At 73.7% G+C, this 16378-nt stretch carries 13 protein-coding genes; 3 read left to right on the top strand and 10 right to left on the bottom strand.

Annotation, left to right across the window (positions count from 1 at the left end; translation table 11 throughout):
• On the bottom strand, window positions 1-899 hold an 899-nt coding region (locus tag AC07B0_RS22165), incomplete at its 3' end, for an adenosylhomocysteinase (RefSeq protein ID WP_478898760.1).
• A gap of 350 nt (window positions 900-1249) precedes the next feature.
• Between AC07B0_RS22165 and AC07B0_RS22160 the strand changes: the two genes are divergently transcribed.
• Together AC07B0_RS22160 and lepB are read left to right on the top strand one after the other, a co-directional pair.
• A complete protein-coding gene (locus AC07B0_RS22160) occupies window positions 1250-3325 on the top strand; it encodes a fructose-specific PTS transporter subunit EIIC (protein ID WP_478898759.1) in 2076 nt (691 codons plus the stop codon).
• A 173-nt stretch (window positions 3326-3498) separates the two neighbouring features.
• Window positions 3499-4335, top strand: coding sequence for a signal peptidase I (gene lepB / locus AC07B0_RS22155; protein WP_356883593.1), 837 nt, complete (start codon window positions 3499-3501; stop codon window positions 4333-4335).
• A 78-nt stretch (window positions 4336-4413) separates the two neighbouring features.
• Here lepB and AC07B0_RS22150 read toward each other — a convergent pair whose 3' ends face one another.
• The 6 genes from AC07B0_RS22150 to AC07B0_RS22125 all read right to left on the bottom strand — a co-directional run bounded on the left by AC07B0_RS22150 (window position 4414) and on the right by AC07B0_RS22125 (window position 10116).
• Window positions 4414-5346: a cation diffusion facilitator family transporter gene (locus AC07B0_RS22150; protein ID WP_469380322.1), complete on the bottom strand. Its 933-nt coding sequence runs from the start codon at window positions 5344-5346 to the stop codon at window positions 4414-4416.
• Window positions 5347-5421: 75 nt separating this feature from the next.
• The gene (gene manA, locus AC07B0_RS22145) at window positions 5422-6579 is read right to left on the bottom strand and encodes a mannose-6-phosphate isomerase, class I (RefSeq protein ID WP_356883589.1); all 1158 of its coding nucleotides are present in this window, start codon (window positions 6577-6579) and stop codon (window positions 5422-5424) included.
• A 47-nt stretch (window positions 6580-6626) separates the two neighbouring features.
• Window positions 6627-7760 carry an SIS domain-containing protein gene (locus AC07B0_RS22140; protein WP_356883588.1) on the bottom strand — a complete coding sequence of 378 codons (1134 nt, stop codon included), beginning with the start codon at window positions 7758-7760 and terminating at the stop codon, window positions 6627-6629.
• Window positions 7761-7836: 76 nt separating this feature from the next.
• A complete protein-coding gene (locus AC07B0_RS22135) occupies window positions 7837-8022 on the bottom strand; it encodes a Trm112 family protein (protein ID WP_356883586.1) in 186 nt (61 codons plus the stop codon).
• A gap of 225 nt (window positions 8023-8247) precedes the next feature.
• Entirely contained in the window at window positions 8248-9618 is a 1371-nt protein-coding gene (locus tag AC07B0_RS22130; protein WP_356883584.1) for a phosphomannomutase/phosphoglucomutase, read from the bottom strand.
• Window positions 9619-9696: 78 nt separating this feature from the next.
• Window positions 9697-10116 (bottom strand): DUF3499 domain-containing protein, encoded by a 420-nt coding sequence (locus tag AC07B0_RS22125; protein ID WP_356883582.1) that lies wholly within the window; start codon window positions 10114-10116, stop codon window positions 9697-9699.
• A gap of 161 nt (window positions 10117-10277) precedes the next feature.
• Here AC07B0_RS22125 and AC07B0_RS22120 point away from each other — a divergent pair, with 161 nt between their 5' ends.
• Window positions 10278-10754: a metallopeptidase family protein gene (locus AC07B0_RS22120; protein WP_467298437.1), complete on the top strand. Its 477-nt coding sequence runs from the start codon at window positions 10278-10280 to the stop codon at window positions 10752-10754.
• Window positions 10755-10778: 24 nt separating this feature from the next.
• Here the strand turns inward: AC07B0_RS22120 and AC07B0_RS22115 are convergent, their stop codons facing one another.
• The 3 genes from AC07B0_RS22115 to AC07B0_RS22105 form a co-directional block, all read right to left on the bottom strand.
• Window positions 10779-12257, bottom strand: coding sequence for a DUF5719 family protein (locus AC07B0_RS22115; RefSeq protein WP_356883580.1), 1479 nt, complete (start codon window positions 12255-12257; stop codon window positions 10779-10781).
• On the bottom strand, window positions 12254-15859 hold the full coding sequence (locus AC07B0_RS22110) for a glycosyltransferase family 2 protein (RefSeq protein ID WP_478898758.1): 3606 nt from the start codon (window positions 15857-15859) through the stop codon (window positions 12254-12256). The genes AC07B0_RS22115 and AC07B0_RS22110 overlap by 4 nt, the downstream gene beginning before the upstream one ends.
• A 217-nt stretch (window positions 15860-16076) precedes the next feature.
• Complete coding sequence (locus AC07B0_RS22105) at window positions 16077-16340, bottom strand: WhiB family transcriptional regulator (RefSeq protein ID WP_003983763.1); 264 nt, start codon at window positions 16338-16340, stop codon at window positions 16077-16079.
• Window positions 16341-16378 lie beyond the last annotated feature (38 nt).

The raw sequence follows: 16378 nt of genomic DNA, 5'->3' as shown, positions 1-16378 counted from the left end.
TCCATCGCCGCCTGGAGCGCGCAGATCGGGTCGATCTCGGTGATGATCACGCGGGCGCCCTGGCCGCGCAGCGACTCCGCACAGCCCTTGCCGACGTCGCCGTAGCCGAACACGACGGCGACCTTGCCGCCGATCAGGACGTCGGTGGCGCGGTTGATGCCGTCGATGAGGGAGTGGCGGCAGCCGTACTTGTTGTCGAACTTCGACTTCGTCACGGCGTCGTTCACGTTGATCGCCGGGAAGAGCAGGGTGCCCTCGGCCATCATCTCGTAGAGGCGGTGGACACCGGTGGTGGTCTCCTCGGTCACGCCGCGGACCTCGGACGCGAGCTGCGTCCACTTCTGCGGGGCCTCACCGAGGGTGCGGTTGAGCAGGGTGAGGATGTGGGCGTACTCCTCGGAGTCCGCCGTCGAGGGGTCCGGGGCCGCGCCGGCCTTCTCGAACTCGACGCCCTTGTGGACGAGGAGGGTGGCGTCGCCACCGTCGTCGAGGATCATGTTCGGGCCGCCGGTGGGGGTGTTCGGCCAGGTCAGCGCCTGCTCCGTGCACCACCAGTACTCCTCCAGCGTCTCGCCCTTCCAGGCGAAGACCGGGACGCCCTGCGGGTTCTCCGGGGTGCCGTTCGGGCCGACCGCGATGGCGGCGGCCGCGTGGTCCTGGGTGGAGAAGATGTTGCAGGAGGCCCAGCGGACGTCGGCGCCGAGGGCGACGAGGGTCTCGATGAGCACGGCCGTCTGCACGGTCATGTGCAGGGAGCCCGTGATGCGCGCGCCGGCCAGCGGCTGCGCCTCGGCGTACTCGCGGCGGATCGACATCAGACCCGGCATCTCGTGCTCGGCCAGGGTGATCTCCTTGCGGCCGAAAGCGGCAAGGGAAAGGTCTGCGACCTTGAAGTCCATGGGTGCTGCTCCTCATGGTTCGAGAGGGTGGGTACGGCTGAGCCGCGCGCCGTCCGGCCTGGGCAGGGCGGTGCACCGAGCACAGTCCGTCGGGGGCCCTCTCTCCCCTCGGCCGGTCACGGGGACCGCCCGACCGCCATCAGCAGCGACGCCTGACACTGATGACGAATCTACACCGATCGGCCGAGCCTGCCCCAGTCGGCCGGGAAACAAGTCGCGGCGCGTTCCAGGGCCCTATGGCGGAGCGGTTCGGGGCCTTTCGGACTTTTGCTCCGCCTCACCTCTGCGAGAGGATGCCGGGGGATCGGGTCGTACGCGATCCCGTGGACCCATGGCTGAAGGAGATTCCAGTGACCAGTCCAGCCGGCCCTCCCGGTGGCGGGGGCCCAAGCGGGCAGAAGCGCCTGAAGCTGCTCGCCGTCACGGCGTGCCCCACGGGCATCGCGCACACCTACATGGCAGCCGAGAAGCTCCAACAGGCCGCGGCCGAGCTGGGCGTGGACATGAAGGTGGAGACGCAGGGCTCCATCGGTGCCGAGAACGTGTTCTCTGACAACGATGTCAGAGAAGCGGACGGGATCATCATCGCCGCCGACAAGGAGGTCGACCGGGAGCGCTTCGCCGGCAAGCGGGTGCTGTCGACGGGCGTCGCGGACGGCATCCACAAGCCGAAGGAACTGATCGAGCGGGTACGGAACGCGCCGGTCCAGGAGGGCGCGGCCGCCGCGGCGGGCAGCGGCGGCGGGGGCAAGGAGCGCAGCCTCGCCTACAAGGCGCTGATGAACGGCGTCTCGTACATGATCCCGTTCGTGGTGGTCGGCGGTCTGCTGATCGCGATCGCCCTGGCGCTGGGCGGTCACGCCACGGCCGAGGGGTACGTGGTCACCCCGGGCACCTTCTGGGACCACGTCTTCCAGATCGGCGTCCTGGGCTTCACCCTGATGATCCCGATCCTGTCCGGCTACATCGCGTACGCCATCGGCGACCGGCCGGCGCTGGTGCCCGGCATGATCGGCGGTTTCATCGCGAACACCGGTGCCCTCTACGACTCCAAGTCGGGCGCGGGCTTCATCGGCGCGATCGTGACGGGCTTCCTGGCCGGCTATCTGGTCCTGTGGATCAAGAAGGTCAAGGTCCCGAAGGTCGTCCAGCCGATCATGCCGATCATCGTGATCCCGATCGTCTCGACGACGGCGCTGGGCCTGTTCTTCATCTACGTGATCGGCAAGCCGATCTCCTGGGTCTTCGAGAGCCTGACGAGCTGGCTGTCGGGCATGACCGGCACCAGCGCGATCCTGCTCGGCGCCATCCTCGGCCTGATGATCGCCTTCGACATGGGCGGCCCGGTCAACAAGACGGCCTTCCTCTTCGGCACGGGGCTCATCGCGTCCGGCAACTACGCGGTCATGGGCATGTGCGCGGCGGCCATCCCGGTCATGCCGCTCGGCCAGGGCCTGGCGACGGTGCTGCGCCGCAAGCTGTACTCCGATCAGGAACGCGACACCGGTATGGCGGCGCTCTTCATGGGCATGTTCGGCATCTCGGAGGGCGCGATCCCCTTCGCGGCGGCCCGGCCGGCCGTCGTCATCCCGGCGAACATGCTCGGCGGCGCGGTGGCGGGTGCCATCGCGGGTGTCGCGGGCGTGGGCGACCACGTGCCGCACGGCGGTCCGGTCGTGGCCGCGCTGGGTGCCGTCGGCGGGGTGGGCTGGTTCCTCATCGCGATCGCGACGGGCACGGTGGTGACCGCGCTGACGACGAACGCGCTGATCGAGATCAAGGTGCGCCGGGGCCGGGGCGCCGGGGCGCCCGTCGTGGCGCCGGCGGCGGCAGCGCCCGTACCGGCCGGTGCCGGCGCGGTGGCCGGCCCGGGTGCGGGCGCCGGTGCGGGCTCCGGGACCGGGACCGGGACCGGAGGGACGGCCGTGCTGACGAAGCCCGCGCCCGCCCCGGCCGCGGCGGAGCAGCGGGAGGTGCTGTCCGGGTACCTGACGGAGCGGACGGTCAAGACGGAGCTCGTGTCGGACTCCAAGGAGGCCGCGATCCGGGAAATGGCCGAGATGCTGGCCACCACGGGCAACGTCCGGGACGTGGACGAGCTCGTACGGGTCGCCCTGGCGCGGGAGGCGCAGGGGACGACGGGGCTCGGCGAGTCGATCGCGATCCCGCACGCGAAGACGGACGCGGTGTCCCGGCCCACGGTGGGCTTCGCCCGCTCCGACGAGGGCATCGAGTGGGGCGCCCTGGACGGGACGAAGGCCCGGCTGGTCTTCATGATCTCGGTGCCGGAGGCCGCTGCCGGTGACGAGCACCTGCGGATCCTGGCCCTGTTGTCGCGCAAGCTGATGGACTCCGGTTTCCGGGCCCGGCTGCAGTCCGCGCCGGACGGGCCGGCCGTCCTGGAGGTGCTGCGGGAGATCCGTTAGCCGTCGCCTTCCGGCCCTGCCCGTCGGGCCCCGTACCACTGCGGTACGGGGCCCGACGGCGTCCGCGCAGTGTCCGAATCGGTATCTACGGAGTGGACGCACCGGGGCCCCGGCGGCATGGCGGGCGTCCGCGTCGACCTACGATGCAAGGCAGGTACATCGGAAGGGACGAAATGGAACACAGGCCAGGACGCAGACGCGGGATCGCGGCGATCGTCCTGCTCGTGCTCGGAGCGGTCATCCTCGGGGGGGTGACGGTGGCGAAGGCCGTGGCTCCGCCCGCGCGGTTCACGGAGGGCAAGCAGGTCGGCTGGACCATGACGCCGACCTACACCAACGGGGAGAGCATCTACCTGGAGCCGGTCGCCAAGGGGAAGCTGCGGCGGGGTGACGTCGTGCTCGCGTCCGTGCCGTGGTCCATGCAGAAGACCCAGATGAACCGGGTCGTCGCGGTCGGGGGGGACCGCATCCAGTACAAGGTGAGCAGCAAGATCGCGGGCCAGTACCGGCTGGTGCTGAACGGTACGCCGCTGGACGAGCCGTACCTGGAGCAGTGGAAGAACCCGTCCACGGTGCCGTTCGACGTGCGGGTGCCCAAGGGGCACCTGTTCCTGATGGCCGACAACCGGCTGAACTCGGACGGCTCGCAGTTCGCGAACAACGGTCCGGTCGCGGAGAGCGCGGTCGTCTCCAAGGTCGTGGCGTACCCGATGGCGAAGCTGGCGGTGTGGGGGCAGGCCGCCGGCGTGCTCGTGATCCTCGTCGGTGCCGCGCTGGCGGCCGTGGCGCGGCGGGCGCGCAAGCGGGCCGCGGAGCGGGCCGTCGCTCCCGTGCCGGCCCAGGCGGCGCCTGAGGCTCCTGCCGAGGCCGCCGAGGCGGCCGCACAGGGTGTGGACGCTCCGGCGGGCCCGGAGGCTCCCGGCTCCCCGGCCGCCGGGGCCGAGGACGGCGCCGACACGGACCAGGTCTCTCCGGCCGCTTCCGGGGAGCGCGCGGACGTGCAGTCGTAGGCCGGTGCGAACCGGACGGAGGAGGGCCCCGCAGCCGGTCGGCTGCGGGGCCCTCCTCCGTGTGCAGCGCGCTGCCGGTCACTTGCCGGTGACGGCGGCTTCCGGGTCGTAGATGTCCGGCTCCAGGTAGATCACGCGCGCGATCGGGACGGCCTCGCGGATGCGGGCCTCGGCGGCGTTGATGGCGGCCGCGACCTCGGTGGCGGTGTCGTCGTGCTCGACGGCGATCTTCGCCGCGACCAGCAGTTCCTCGGGGCCGAGGTGCAGGGTGCGCATGTGGATGATGCGGGTGACGACCTGCCCGTCGACGATGGCGGCCTTGATCTTGTCGACCTCTTCGGTACCGGCGGCCTCGCCGAGCAGCAGCGACTTGGTCTCGGCGGCCAGCACGATGGCGATGACGATCAGCAGGACGCCGATGCACAGCGTGCCGATGCCGTCCCAGACGCCGTTGCCGGTGACGAGGGCGATGCCGACGCCGCCGAGGGCCAGTACGAGGCCGACGAGCGCGCCGAGGTCTTCCAGCAGGACGACGGGCAGTTCGGGGGCCTTGGCCCGCCTGACGAACTGGGTCCAGGTCTGCCGCCCGCGGATCTCGTTCGACTCCTTGATCGCGGTGCGGAAGGAGAAGGACTCCGCGATGATCGCGAAGACGAGGACGCCGACGGGCCAGTACCAGGCCTCGATGGCGTGCGGGTGGTTGATCTTCTCGATGCCCTCGTAGATGGCGAACATGCCACCGACGGTGAAGAGCACGATGGAGACGAGGAAGGCGTAGATGTAGCGCTCGCGCCCGTACCCGAAGGGGTGTTGGGGCGTCGCCTCGCGCTGGGCCTTCTTGCCGCCGAGGAGCAGCAGTCCCTGGTTGCCGGAGTCGGCCAGCGAGTGGACGCTCTCCGCCAGCATCGACGAGGAGCCGCTGAAGAGGAATGCCACGAATTTGGCTACGGCGATGGCGAGGTTGGCGGCGAGTGCCGCCACGATCGCCCTGGTACCGCCCGACGCGCTCATGGGTGCTGGATGTCCCTTCCTAGCCACTGACTACGGCCGCACATTGTTGCAGCCGATCGTGGTGCCGACGCTACGTCAGACCACCACGGTGGCGCGGAATACGGTTCCGGATCCGGACAGTTCGACCTTTTCGCCCGCCGGGACGAAGACGGACTCGCCTGCCGCGAGGGTCAGTTCGCCGGCCTTCGGGCTGCCGGCGGTGCAGAGCAGGATCTGCGGGGCCGCGTCCGGGAGGGTCTGCGGGGCGCCGCCGGGGGCCAGCAGGAAGCGGGAGAGGCGGAATTCGTCGATGGGGGTCTCGTAGACCTCCTCGCCGTCGGCCTCGGGGCGCAGGATGCCCGGTGCGCTCGGCTCGAAGATGACGACCTTGAGCAGTTCGGGGACGTCCACGTGCTTGGGGGTGAGCCCGCAGCGCAGCACGTTGTCGGAGTTGGCCATGAGCTCGACGCCGAGGCCGTCGAGGTAGGCGTGCGGGATGCCCGCGCCGAGGAACATGGCTTCGCCGGGCTGGAGCCGGACGTGGTTGAGCAGCATGGCCGCGATCACGCCCGGGTCGCCCGGGTAGTCGTGGACGAGTCCCGCGTAGGGCGCGTACGGGCCGCCGAGCCGCTCGGCGGCTGCCGCGGCCTCGGTGACCGTACGGGCCATCTCGGCGCGGTCCGCGGTCAGTACGGCGGTGAGTACCTCGCGCAGCGCCGCCTCTTCCGGGTGGGCGCGCAGCAGGTCGGCGTACGGCTTGAGGGAGTCGACGCCGAGGCCTTCGAGGAGGGCCGCGGCCTCCAGCGGCGGGCGGAAGCCGCACAGGCCGTCGAAGGGGGTGAGCGCGCAGATCAGTTCGGGCTTGTGGTTGGCGTCCTTGTAGTTGCGGTGGCCCGCGTCGATCGGGACGCCGCGGCGCTCCTCGTCCTCGAAGCCCTCCTTGGCCTGGGCCAGGTCGGGGTGGACCTGGAGGGAGAGGGGGGCGCCCGCGGCGAGGAGCTTGAGCAGGAAGGGCAGCCGGGGGCCGAACTTGGCGACGGCGGCGGCGCCGAGTTCGCCTTCCGGGTCGGCGGCGATGACGTCCGCGAGGGTGGTGCCGCCCGCGCCGCGGTCGAGGCGGGAGGGGGCGCCGGGGTGGGCGCCCATCCACATCTCGGCCTGGGGTTCACCGGTGGGCTCGATCCCCAGCAGGGTGGGGATGGCGGTGGTGGATCCCCACGCGTAGGGGCGGATCGTGTTCGTCAGGCGGTCCATCGTCGTCTTCCTGGATCTGAAAGGTAGGGCGGGCACGGGTCCGTGCCTCAGCCGTGGCCCCGGGTCGCCAGCGCGAGGTAGGCGGTGGCGAAGTCCGTGACGGCGAGGAGTTCGGCGAGCTGTTCCAGCTCTCCGCCCTCCTCCGGTTCGAGCTCGCTGATGGCCGTGTCGTGGCTGAGGGCGAGTTCGCGGGCGGCGGGTGCGGCGGTGAGGCCGCCGGCCGGGCGGTCGCGCAGCAGGACGATGCGGGCGCGCAGGGCCTGTGGTTCCTCGACCCGGTCGCGGAAGAAGTCGTCGGGGTCGGCTCCGGCCGCGAAGGATCCGGCGAGCAGGACCCCGTGGGCCGGCAGTGCCTCGGGGAGTTCGGCGGCGAGGGCGGGCCGGCCGGCCAGCTCGGCGAGGGTCGCGGCGAAACGGCGGCCGGCGGGGCCCGCGGCGCCTCCCTCGCTCCAGATGAGGGGCAGGGAGTCGGCGAGTTCGGTCGCGAGGGTCTTGGCCGGGTTGGAGTAGGTGACGATGGCGGGCCCGCAGCGCTCGGCGGTCCGGTCGAGCCGGTCGGCGACCCGCTGGAGGGTGTCGGGGGCGGCGGTGACCAGGCCGACCTTGTCCAGCAGCACCAGGAGCGGGGTCAGCAGGGCCCAGAGGGCTCCGGGACCGGCCGCGGCGGACTCGTCGTACTCCTGGTACGGGGCCTTGGCCATCGGTACGAGCACTCCGTGCGCGCCGTCCACGGCCTCGCTGAGCGGGGACCGCTCGGGGGCGACGGCGACGACGGTGCAGCCGCGCCGGTAGGCCTGTTCGGCGAGGACGCCGAGGCCGGGCTCGGTGCCGTCGGTGGTGGCGATCAGCAGCAGGTCGACGGGGCCGGCCCAGCCGGGGAGCGCCCAGCGCAGGGCCCCGGCGGCGGGCGCGACGCCGGTGGGGTGGAGCCGGGTGACGGGGGCCGAGGACCCGGCGAGGGCGCCGAGGAGGTCGGCGACGCCGGTGGCGGCGGTTCCGGAGCCGGCGATGAGCACGGCGCGCGGGCGGCCGTCGGGGCGCAGGTCCGCGAGGCCCGCCTCGGTCGCGTGCCGTGCCGCGGTACGGACCCGGGCGCCGGCGTCGGCGGCGCCGCGGAGCAGGCCGCGGCGGTCGGCACGGGCGAGATCGTCCGGTGCGTCGAGGAGCGACTCGTCGAGCATGGCGGCCTCCGGCGGTGTTGACGGCTCCGGGGTGGCGGAACCGGTCTCAGCGTCTGCGGTCTGCGCGGGGTGCGGGTCAGGCGGGGCGGCGGGCCTCGTCGACGAGGAGGACCGGGATCCCGTCGCGGACCGGGTACGCGAGGCCGCAGTCCTGGCCGGTGCAGATCAACTCGGGTGCCGTCTCGTCCGCCGACTTGTCCTCCAGGGACGCGTGGCAGGCGGGGCAGGCGAGGATCTCCAGGAGGCCGGCTTCGAGCGGCATGGGGCGGTTCCCTTCGGAAATGCGGATCGGGCGAGGTCAGCGTACCGCCGAGTCACCTGCGGTGCGGCTCGGAGGTGGGGCGGCCCCGCCGGGCGGGGCCGCCCCGGGCCCCCGCGCGCTCCGGGGAGCGGCGGCGGGGGCCGGGGGCGGGTGCGGGTTGGTGCCGGGGGCTCTGCCCCGGACCCCCGCGCCCCGGACTCCGGTGGGGCCGGCTTGCGCCGGGGCTCAGGCGCGGACGAGCGCGAGGACCTCGTCGCGGACCTTGGCCAGGGTGGCCTCGTCGCGGGCCTCGACGTTGAGGCGCAGGAGCGGCTCGGTGTTCGAGGGGCGCAGGTTGAACCACCAGTCGGCGGCGGCGACGGTGAGGCCGTCCAGCTCGTCGAAGGTGACGCCCTCCTGGCCCGCGTACGCGGCCTTGACGGCGGCGGTGCGGCCGGCCTGGTCGGCGACGGTGGAGTTGATCTCGCCGGAGCCGACGTAGCGGTCGTACTCGGCGACGAGCGCGGAGAGGGTGCCCTCCTGGCCGCCGAGGGCCGCCAGGACGTGGAGCGCGGCGAGCATGCCGGTGTCCGCGTTCCAGAAGTCCTTGAAGTAGTAGTGCGCGGAGTGCTCGCCGCCGAAGATGGCGCCGGAGTTGGCCATCTCCGCCTTGATGAAGGAGTGGCCGACGCGGGTGCGGACGGGGGTGCCGCCGTTCTCGCGGACGACCTCCGGCACGGACCACGAGGTGATCAGGTTGTGGATGATCGTGCCCTTGCCGCCGTTGCGGGCCAGCTCGCGGGCCGCGACCAGGGCGGTGATCGCGGACGGGGAGACGCCCTCGCCGCGCTCGTCGACGACGAAGCAGCGGTCGGCGTCGCCGTCGAAGGCGAGGCCGAGGTCGGCGCCCTCGGCGATCACGCGGGCCTGGAGGTCGACGATGTTCTTCGGGTCGAGGGGGTTGGCCTCGTGGTTCGGGAAGGTCCCGTCCAGCTCGAAGTACATGGGGACGAGGTCCAGCGGAAGGCCCTCGAAGACGGTGGGGACGGTGTGGCCGCCCATGCCGTTGCCCGCGTCGACGACGACCTTGAGCGGGCGGATGGCGGTGAGGTCCACCAGGCCCTTGAGGTGGTCGGCGTAGCCGGGGAGGCTGTCCAGCTCGGTGACGGTGCCCGGGACGGTGCCGGCGGGGATCGCCGGGGCGCCCTCGTCGGTCCACTTCTCGGCGAGCTCGCGGATGGTGGCGAGGCCGGTGTCCTGGCCGACGGGAGCGGCGCCCGCGCGGCAGAGCTTGATGCCGTTGTACTGGGCCGGGTTGTGCGAGGCGGTGAACATCGCGCCGGGCAGGTCCAGCTTGCCGGAGGCGTAGTACAGCTGGTCCGTGGAGCACAGCCCGATGAGGGTGACGTCGACGCCGCGGGCGGCCGCGCCGCGGGCGAAGGCGCCGGACAGGCCGGGCGAGGAGGGGCGCATGTCGTGGCCGATGACGATCGCGGTCGCACCGGTCACCTCGACGAAGGCAGCACCGAACAGCTCCGCCAGGGGCTCGTCCCACTCGTCCGGTACGACGCCGCGTACGTCGTATGCCTTGACGATGTTCGAAAGATCTGCGGCCACTGCCTGCCCTCCTGAAGGTTCTGTGCGGTGGAGCAAACCTACCCTGTACGGGGAACCGCTCTTCAGACGATGCGGGCGTCAGGAGTCCGGCGAACGCAGGACGCGCAGGTGGCCGCGGCGGGTCTCCCCGGTGTTCCGCTGCCCGGGACCGGCGCCGCCGGCCTCGGCCGCGCGCTGCGGCGGACGGGCCGCTTCACGCACGGCGTTGGCCAATGCTTCAAGGTCATCGCCACTGGGGCGGGACGGGCCGGAAGCGTCCGACAGGCGTACGACGTCCCAGCCGCGCGGAGCGGTCAGGCGCTCCGAGTGCTCGGCGCACAGGTCGTAGCAGTGGGGTTCGGCGTAGGTGGCGAGCGGGCCGAGAACTGCGGTCGAGTCGGCGTAGACGTACGTCAGTGTGGCGACGGCAGGGCGGCCGCACGCGGTGCGCGAACAGCGACGTACAAGGCTCACGACGTTGGACGGTACCGCACTCTTGACCGGGCCGCGACGACTCACCCCCCGGCAGCGCCCCCGTGTCGTGCTCACGCGGCCGTGTGCGCACGGGCCTTCGGGCCCTGGGCGGTGCCCGGTCCGGGCCGGTTCGTTCCCGCCGCGACACCAGGTCGTGACCGGATCGAAGCCCTGACCGGCAACCGGGTGAGGGCTACCCTGCGGGGGTGACGGACAGCGCCCTTCCTCCCGACCCCGCCCCTCCCGCCGAACCCGCGCACACGCCCGGGCCGCGGCGCCGCGACCGGCACGGACGGGGGATGCGCGGGCCGCTGGCTCCGCCCCAGGTGCCGCTGTCGGCGAGCCGGGCGGAGCTGTTCGGCGACCTCGTACGGGATTCCGTGGAGCGGCTGGAGCGGCGCTGGTCCCAGCTGGACGAGGTGGAGTTCGTCATCGCGGACGTGCCCGGGCCGCCGGGCGGCCCGGAGAGCGGCTGGAACGACGAGGCGGTGCCGCTGGGCGGACTGGTCGAGGCCCGCGACGGGCGGCCGGCCCGGATCGTGGTCTTCCGCCGGCCGGTGGAGATCCGGGCCAAGACGCGGGACGAACGGGCGCTGCTGGTGCACGAGATCGTGGTGGAGCAGGTCGCCGAGCTGCTGGGGCTCTCGCCGGAGACGGTCGACCCCCGGTACGGGCAGGACTGAGCCCGCACCGGGGGCGCCCGGTGGTCAGCGGATCAGGACCGAGGGGTCCTCGACGGCCTTCGGGACCGAGACGGTGGACTGGTCGTCGGAGAAGGTCTGCACCGTGAACATCGGGATCCCGTCGTGGGGCAGGGTCAGCGTGCGGGCCGCGTGGACCGGGCCCCCTTCGAGCGTCTCGACGGTCAGGGCGTAGGCCCCCTTGCCGCCGGCGGGGGCCGGGGGCGGTGTGACGGCGAGGGTGGTGCCCGCCTTGACGGTGAACTCCCGGACCTCCGGGGTGCCGCCCTCGGTTCCCGGGGAGGCCGTCACCCGGACCTTCGCCCCGGCGCCGGCGGCCGTCAGGGCCAGCGCGGTCACCTTGTCCTCGGCGCGGTTGTCGGCGACGGTCGCCCGCGCGCCGACGGGGGCGCTCGCCGGGACGAAGCCGAGCTCCCGCTTCGCGCCGGTGCCGCGGACCACCCGCAGCGCCGCCACCACCGGTACCTGCTTCTTCGCGTCCGCCGGGGCCAGCAGGAGCGAGCCGGCCTCGCCGCGGGTCACGTCCGCGAGGTCCACGCTCGCCGTCATGCCGGCCTTGACGTGCAGCCGTTCGTTGCCGGCGGGGCTGATCGGGCCGCCCGGCCCGGCCAGCCGGACGGTCAGGTCGGCGTCGTCCTCGCCGGGGGCGAAGGCGACGAGGCGTACGGAGGTGGCGTCCGGCGGGATGCCAGGCAGGACGAGGGAGCCGGACGGGCCGGCGGAGGCCGGCAGCCAGTCGGCGCCGACCCCGTCCTCGGCGATCTGCGCGGAGGCGCCGACCCGGCCCGAACCGGTCGTCACGTGCGCGGTGACGTCCGTCAGCTGGGCCTCCTGCACGAGGGAGGACAGCAGCACCTTCGTGGTGGAGCGGGGCTCGACGGCGATGACGGTGTCGGCGGTGCCCGGCTTGCCCTTGACCAGCCCTTCCGGGCCGTACAGCTTGATGTCCACCTCGGCGACGGTGTCGTCCGGGTTCGTGAGGTGGACGTAGTCCTGGCGGCCCTTGGCGGTGCTGACGCCGGGGAACCAGAAGTCGGTGCCGGGCGCGGTGCAGGAGACGCCGAGCAGGCCGCGGGCCTGGCCGACGGAGACCTTGGTGGTCTGCTGGGCGGTCCAGCCGGGCGCCAGGGCCCCCTCGGCGGCTCCCGTCAGCGCGGGCGCGTCCGCTCCGGAGGCGGTGGCTCCGACGGGCTTGCCGGGCGCCTTCGGCTCCAGGACGGGCTTGCCGTCCTTGGTCAGCAGCCGGGCCGTGCCCTTGGCGTCGCCCTGGCCGGGGGTGAGGGAGGTGTACGTGGTCTCGGCGATGTCCGAGGAGCTGGGCGCGGGGCACACCAGCAGCGACCGCTCCACGGGCATCCGGGAGGCGGCCTCCTGCCGGGCCGCGACGGCCGGGGCGGAGGCGGGGGCGGTCAGGAAGGCCAGCCCGGTGACGGCGGCCAGCGCCGCCGTCACCGCCGCCGGAGTCAGGAGGGCGCGCTGCTTCACTGCTGGGGGCTCCCGTCCGGACGCGGGTCGTGCTGTCCGTAGGTGTCGTACCGCTGCTCGTACTCGTACGGGTGGGGCGGCTGCTGCTGTTGCTGCTGCGGGAACTGCTGGGGGTGCGGGTACGGCTCGGCGTACTCCTGGTGCTCCGTGTACTCCTGGTACTGCTGGGGCTGTTGCTGCGGGGACTGCTGTTGTTGCTGCTCGTACGGGTAGGGCGTCTCGTACGCGTACGACTCCTCCCCGTACACCTGCTGCGCCGGGATCTGCGCGTACGGGTCGACGACCGCCTCGGCCGGGGCGGGCTCCGGGGCGGGTGCGGCCCCGGCGCGCAGGCGGCGGGCGCGGCGGCCCTCTCCGGGCTCGCCGGGACCGTCCCCGGCGGGGGCGGCGGTGTCCTCGTCGGGGAGGTCGTCGTCGAGGCGGGCGCTGCGGCCCGGCAGTGCCATGACGAGCAGCAGCAGGGCGAGCAGGCCCTGCCCCCAGTGCCAGGCGTCGCGGGTGAGGGAGTCCTCGTGGACGAGGTCGAGGCGACCGCCTTCACGGGGCAGTTCGAAGCCCTGGGCCCAGCCGTCGAGGGTCGTGGGGGTGAGGGGCTTCCCGTCGAGGGTGGCCTTCCAGCCCGGGTCGGCCCGGTCCGCGAGGCGCAGGGTGCGGCCCTCCTCGCCGGCCGGGATCCGGGCGCGGGCCCGGACGGGTCCGGCGTCGACGGCGATCGGGGCCCGGCCCTGCCTGCGGTCGAGGATGGTGACGCGGGCGGGCAGCTGCTGGACCTCCCAGAGGGCGGTTCCGTCGTCCTGGTGGCGCTGTTTGAGGCCGGGGGTGCCGTCGAGGACGCGGCGCATCCGCTCGGGGCCGCCGGGCGGGATCATCACGTAGCGGACGGCGAAGGCGCCGAGCTGTTCGGAGTGGTTGGCGCCGGAGCCGGAGACCAGGCCGGCGACGGCCTTGGCGAGGCGGGGTTCGCTGCCGGCGGCGGCGAGGAGTTCGGCGTCTCCCAGGCGCACGCCGGAGCCGCGGACCAGGGTGTAGGAGACGGTGGCGGGCGAGTCGCCGCCGAGGACGAGGGTGCGGGTCTGGTTGCTGTCGGCGGACTGTTCGGCGACGACGGCGGGCACCTGTACGGGGTCGCGCCGCTTGAGCGGTCCGTCGGCTCCGGCGCCGGCCCACAGTGCGGCCGCGGCGAGCGGTCCGGCGGCGGCGAGGAGCGCGACGAGGACGGCGAAGGGCTGGCGCCAGCCGAAGCTGCGGGCGGCGACGCGTTCCCGGGCGCCGTCCGCGCCGAGTACGGCGGCGGCGAGGAGGGCGAGTCCGTAGAGGAGGGTGGCGGGCCCGGCCCAGCCGCCGCGGTTGAGCAGGACGGCGAGGAGCAGGCCGGCGAGGGCGGCGCTCCAGGCGGTGGCGACGGCGAACCGCCGGTCGGCGCGGAGCAGGGCGGCGAGGGCGGCCAGCACGGTCCCGGCGAAGAGCACGGCGCTGCCGGTGCCGGGGCCGCCGGGACTGGTGGCGAGCAGGTCGAGGGCGGCGGCGGGGCGGCCCGCGTAGGGCAGTCCGGCCTCGTCGAGGAAGCGGCCGGGGTGCGCGAGCAGCCCGAGGGACCAGGGGGCGAGGACGAGGAGCGGTACGGCGAGGGCGGCGAGCAGCCGGAGGGCGTACGTCTTCCAGTGGGCGCGGCGTACGAGGACGGCGGCGGTGGCGAGGACGGCGGCGAGCGGCCACACGACGGGGGTGAAGGCGGTGGCCAGGGTCAGCAGCAGGGTGTACGTCCACAGCGCGCGCCGCCCGCCCTGCGGGTCGGGGCCGCCGGGGCCCTCGGCGAAGCCGAAGGCGGTGACGGCGGAGCGGGCGATGAGGGGGAGCAGTACGGCGAGGACGGCGGTGCCGAGGCGGCCGCCGGCGAGGGCTCCGGTGACGGCGGGGAGGAAGGCGTAGGCGACGGCGGCCCAGGCGCGCAGCAGCCGGGATTCGACGAGCGGCCGGGACGCGAAGTAGGCGGTGAGTCCGGCGAGCGGGACCGAGCAGACGAGGAGCAGGGTCAGCGCGGCCCGGGTGGAGTCGAGCAGGAGGACGGAGAGGCCGCCGAGGACGGCGAGGTAGGGCGGGGCGACGGCGGTGGTGCCGACGCCGGCGGGCTGCCAGTCGCCGGTGTAGGCGCGCCACAGGTCGAGGCCGCTGCCGGGGGCGGGGAGCAGGGCGCCGCCGGTGAGGGAGCCGCCGCCGAGGAGGGCGCGGCAGGCGACGAGGGAGACGAACAGGAGCAGGGCGAAGAGGGCGGGGGCCGGGTTGCGGGCGATGCGCCCCAGCCGGCCGGAGGGGGCGGGTTCCAGGTAGTCGGCGTCCTCGGCGCCGGGCCCGGATTCGACGGCGCCGCCGTGGCGGCCGGCCGGGGTCCGGTCGGTGTCGCGGTCGGAGCCGAAGTACCCGGCGAGCTGTTCGGCGTTGGCCCGCAGGGTGGCGCCGGGGGGCGGGAACAGCGGGCGCAGTTCGGCGGCGGGGACGGCGGGCCTGCGGCGGGCCTTGCGGGCGGCGAGGACGCGGCCGGGGCGGAGCAGGGTGGCGAGCAGTCCGGTGATCTCGTCGACGGCCTGGCCGGGGGCCTTGCCGACGAGGTAGCCGAGGGTGCGCAGGACGGTGCCGACGAGGAGGCGGAGCAGGACGTAGGGCAGGGCGCGGCCGGAGGAGTTGGCCAGCACGGTGTAGACGGCGCCGGCCTTGTCGACGCGGTGGGCGCCGACGGCGGAGCGGCCCACGCAGTCGACGGTGCGGCGTTCGCGGGCGGCGGCCTCGGCGTGCCGCAGGACGGCGTCGGGGGCGACGAGGACGTCGAAGCCGGCGCTGTGGGCGCGCCAGCAGAGGTCGACGTCGTCGCGCATGAGGGGCAGGCGGCGGTCGAAGCCGCCGAGCGCGTCGTACGCGTCGCGGCGTACGAGCATGCCGGCGGTGGAGACGGAGAGGACGGGGCGGACCTGGTCGTGCTGGCCCTGGTCCTGTTCGCGGCGGTCGAGGCCGGTCCAGCGGCGGCCGCTGCGGGCGATGGTGACGCCGGCTTCGAGGAGCTGCTTCCTGTCGTACCAGCCGCGCAGTTTGGGGCCGATGACGGCGGCCTCGGGGTTGTCGTCGGCGACGCGCAGCAGTTCGGTCAGGGCGTCCGGTTCGGGTGCGCTGTCGTCGTGGAGCAGCCAGAGCCACTGGACGGGTTCGCCGTGGGGGTGTTCGGGGAGGTCGTAGGCGTCGTCGCGCCAGGTGCGGCTGACGGGGTCCCAGCCGCTGGGGCGCTTGAGGTAGGGGAGGTCCTCGGGCGTCAGGACTCCCGCGGTACGGGCGGCTTCGTCGACGGCGGCGCCGAAGCCGGTGCGGCGGGCGAGGTGCAGGACGCGGTCGGCGCCGAAGGCCTCGGTCAGCAGGCGCGCGGAGTCGTCGGCGCTTCCGGTGTCGGCGGCGACGTGGCTCTGCGCGGGGCGTTCCTGGGCGAGGAGTCCGGCGAGGGTCTGGGGCAGCCAGCGGGCTCCGTCGTGGGCGACGAGGACCGCGGTGACGACGTGCCGGGGGAACTCGGGGGTGGCGGCTGTCTGGTGGGAGGCCGTCGAGTTGCTGTGCAGGGACATCGCGGTACGGGCCCTCCGGCCGGGGATCCGGGGGTGGTGTGCCCTCGGAGGCTGCTGGACAGCGCCCCACACTAACGGCTGGAAAGACGACGGTCCGCCTCCTGCGGGGAAGGTGCGGGAGGCGGACCGTTTGCTCTGCTGAACGTCCTGCGGGTGGTGCGGCTCGATATGTCGTGGGTGGTGGGGTGGGTATCCGGACGGTGGCGCTCCGGCGGGTTCAGACCGCTGCCTTTTTCAGGCGCCGGCGCTCGCGCTCGGAGAGGCCGCCCCAGATGCCGAATCGCTCGTCGTTGGCGAGGGCGTACTCAAGACATTCGGAGCGGACTTCGCAGGCGAGGCAGACCTTCTTGGCCTCGCGGGTGGAGCCGCCCTTCTCGGGAAAGAAGGACTCGGGGTCGGTCTGGGCGCACAGAGCGCGCTCCTGCCATCCGAGCTCCTCGTCCGCCTCCTCGACCAGCAGTTCCTGAAACAGCTCGGTCATGTGCGCCCCTCGCTCTGTCTGTGCGTCCCCGTGGTGTT

Source organism: Streptomyces sp. NPDC044704 (assembly GCF_056433525.1).
The sequence above is the reverse complement of the archived record's forward strand: the minus strand, read 5'-3'. Positions and strand labels throughout refer to the sequence as shown.

Excerpts from the sequence above, each read along its gene's own strand:
- lepB (WP_356883593.1), top strand. The coding sequence starts at position 3,499 with ATGGAACACAGGCCAGGACGCAGACGCGGGATCGCGGCGATCGTCCTG.
- AC07B0_RS22150 (WP_469380322.1), bottom strand. The coding sequence starts at position 5,346 with ATGAGCGCGTCGGGCGGTACCAGGGCGATCGTGGCGGCACTCGCCGCC.
- manA (WP_356883589.1), bottom strand. The coding sequence starts at position 6,579 with ATGGACCGCCTGACGAACACGATCCGCCCCTACGCGTGGGGATCCACC.
- AC07B0_RS22140 (WP_356883588.1), bottom strand. The coding sequence starts at position 7,760 with ATGCTCGACGAGTCGCTCCTCGACGCACCGGACGATCTCGCCCGTGCC.
- AC07B0_RS22135 (WP_356883586.1), bottom strand. The coding sequence starts at position 8,022 with ATGCCGCTCGAAGCCGGCCTCCTGGAGATCCTCGCCTGCCCCGCCTGC.
- AC07B0_RS22110 (WP_478898758.1), bottom strand. The coding sequence starts at position 15,859 with ATGTCCCTGCACAGCAACTCGACGGCCTCCCACCAGACAGCCGCCACC.
- AC07B0_RS22105 (WP_003983763.1), bottom strand. The coding sequence starts at position 16,340 with ATGACCGAGCTGTTTCAGGAACTGCTGGTCGAGGAGGCGGACGAGGAG.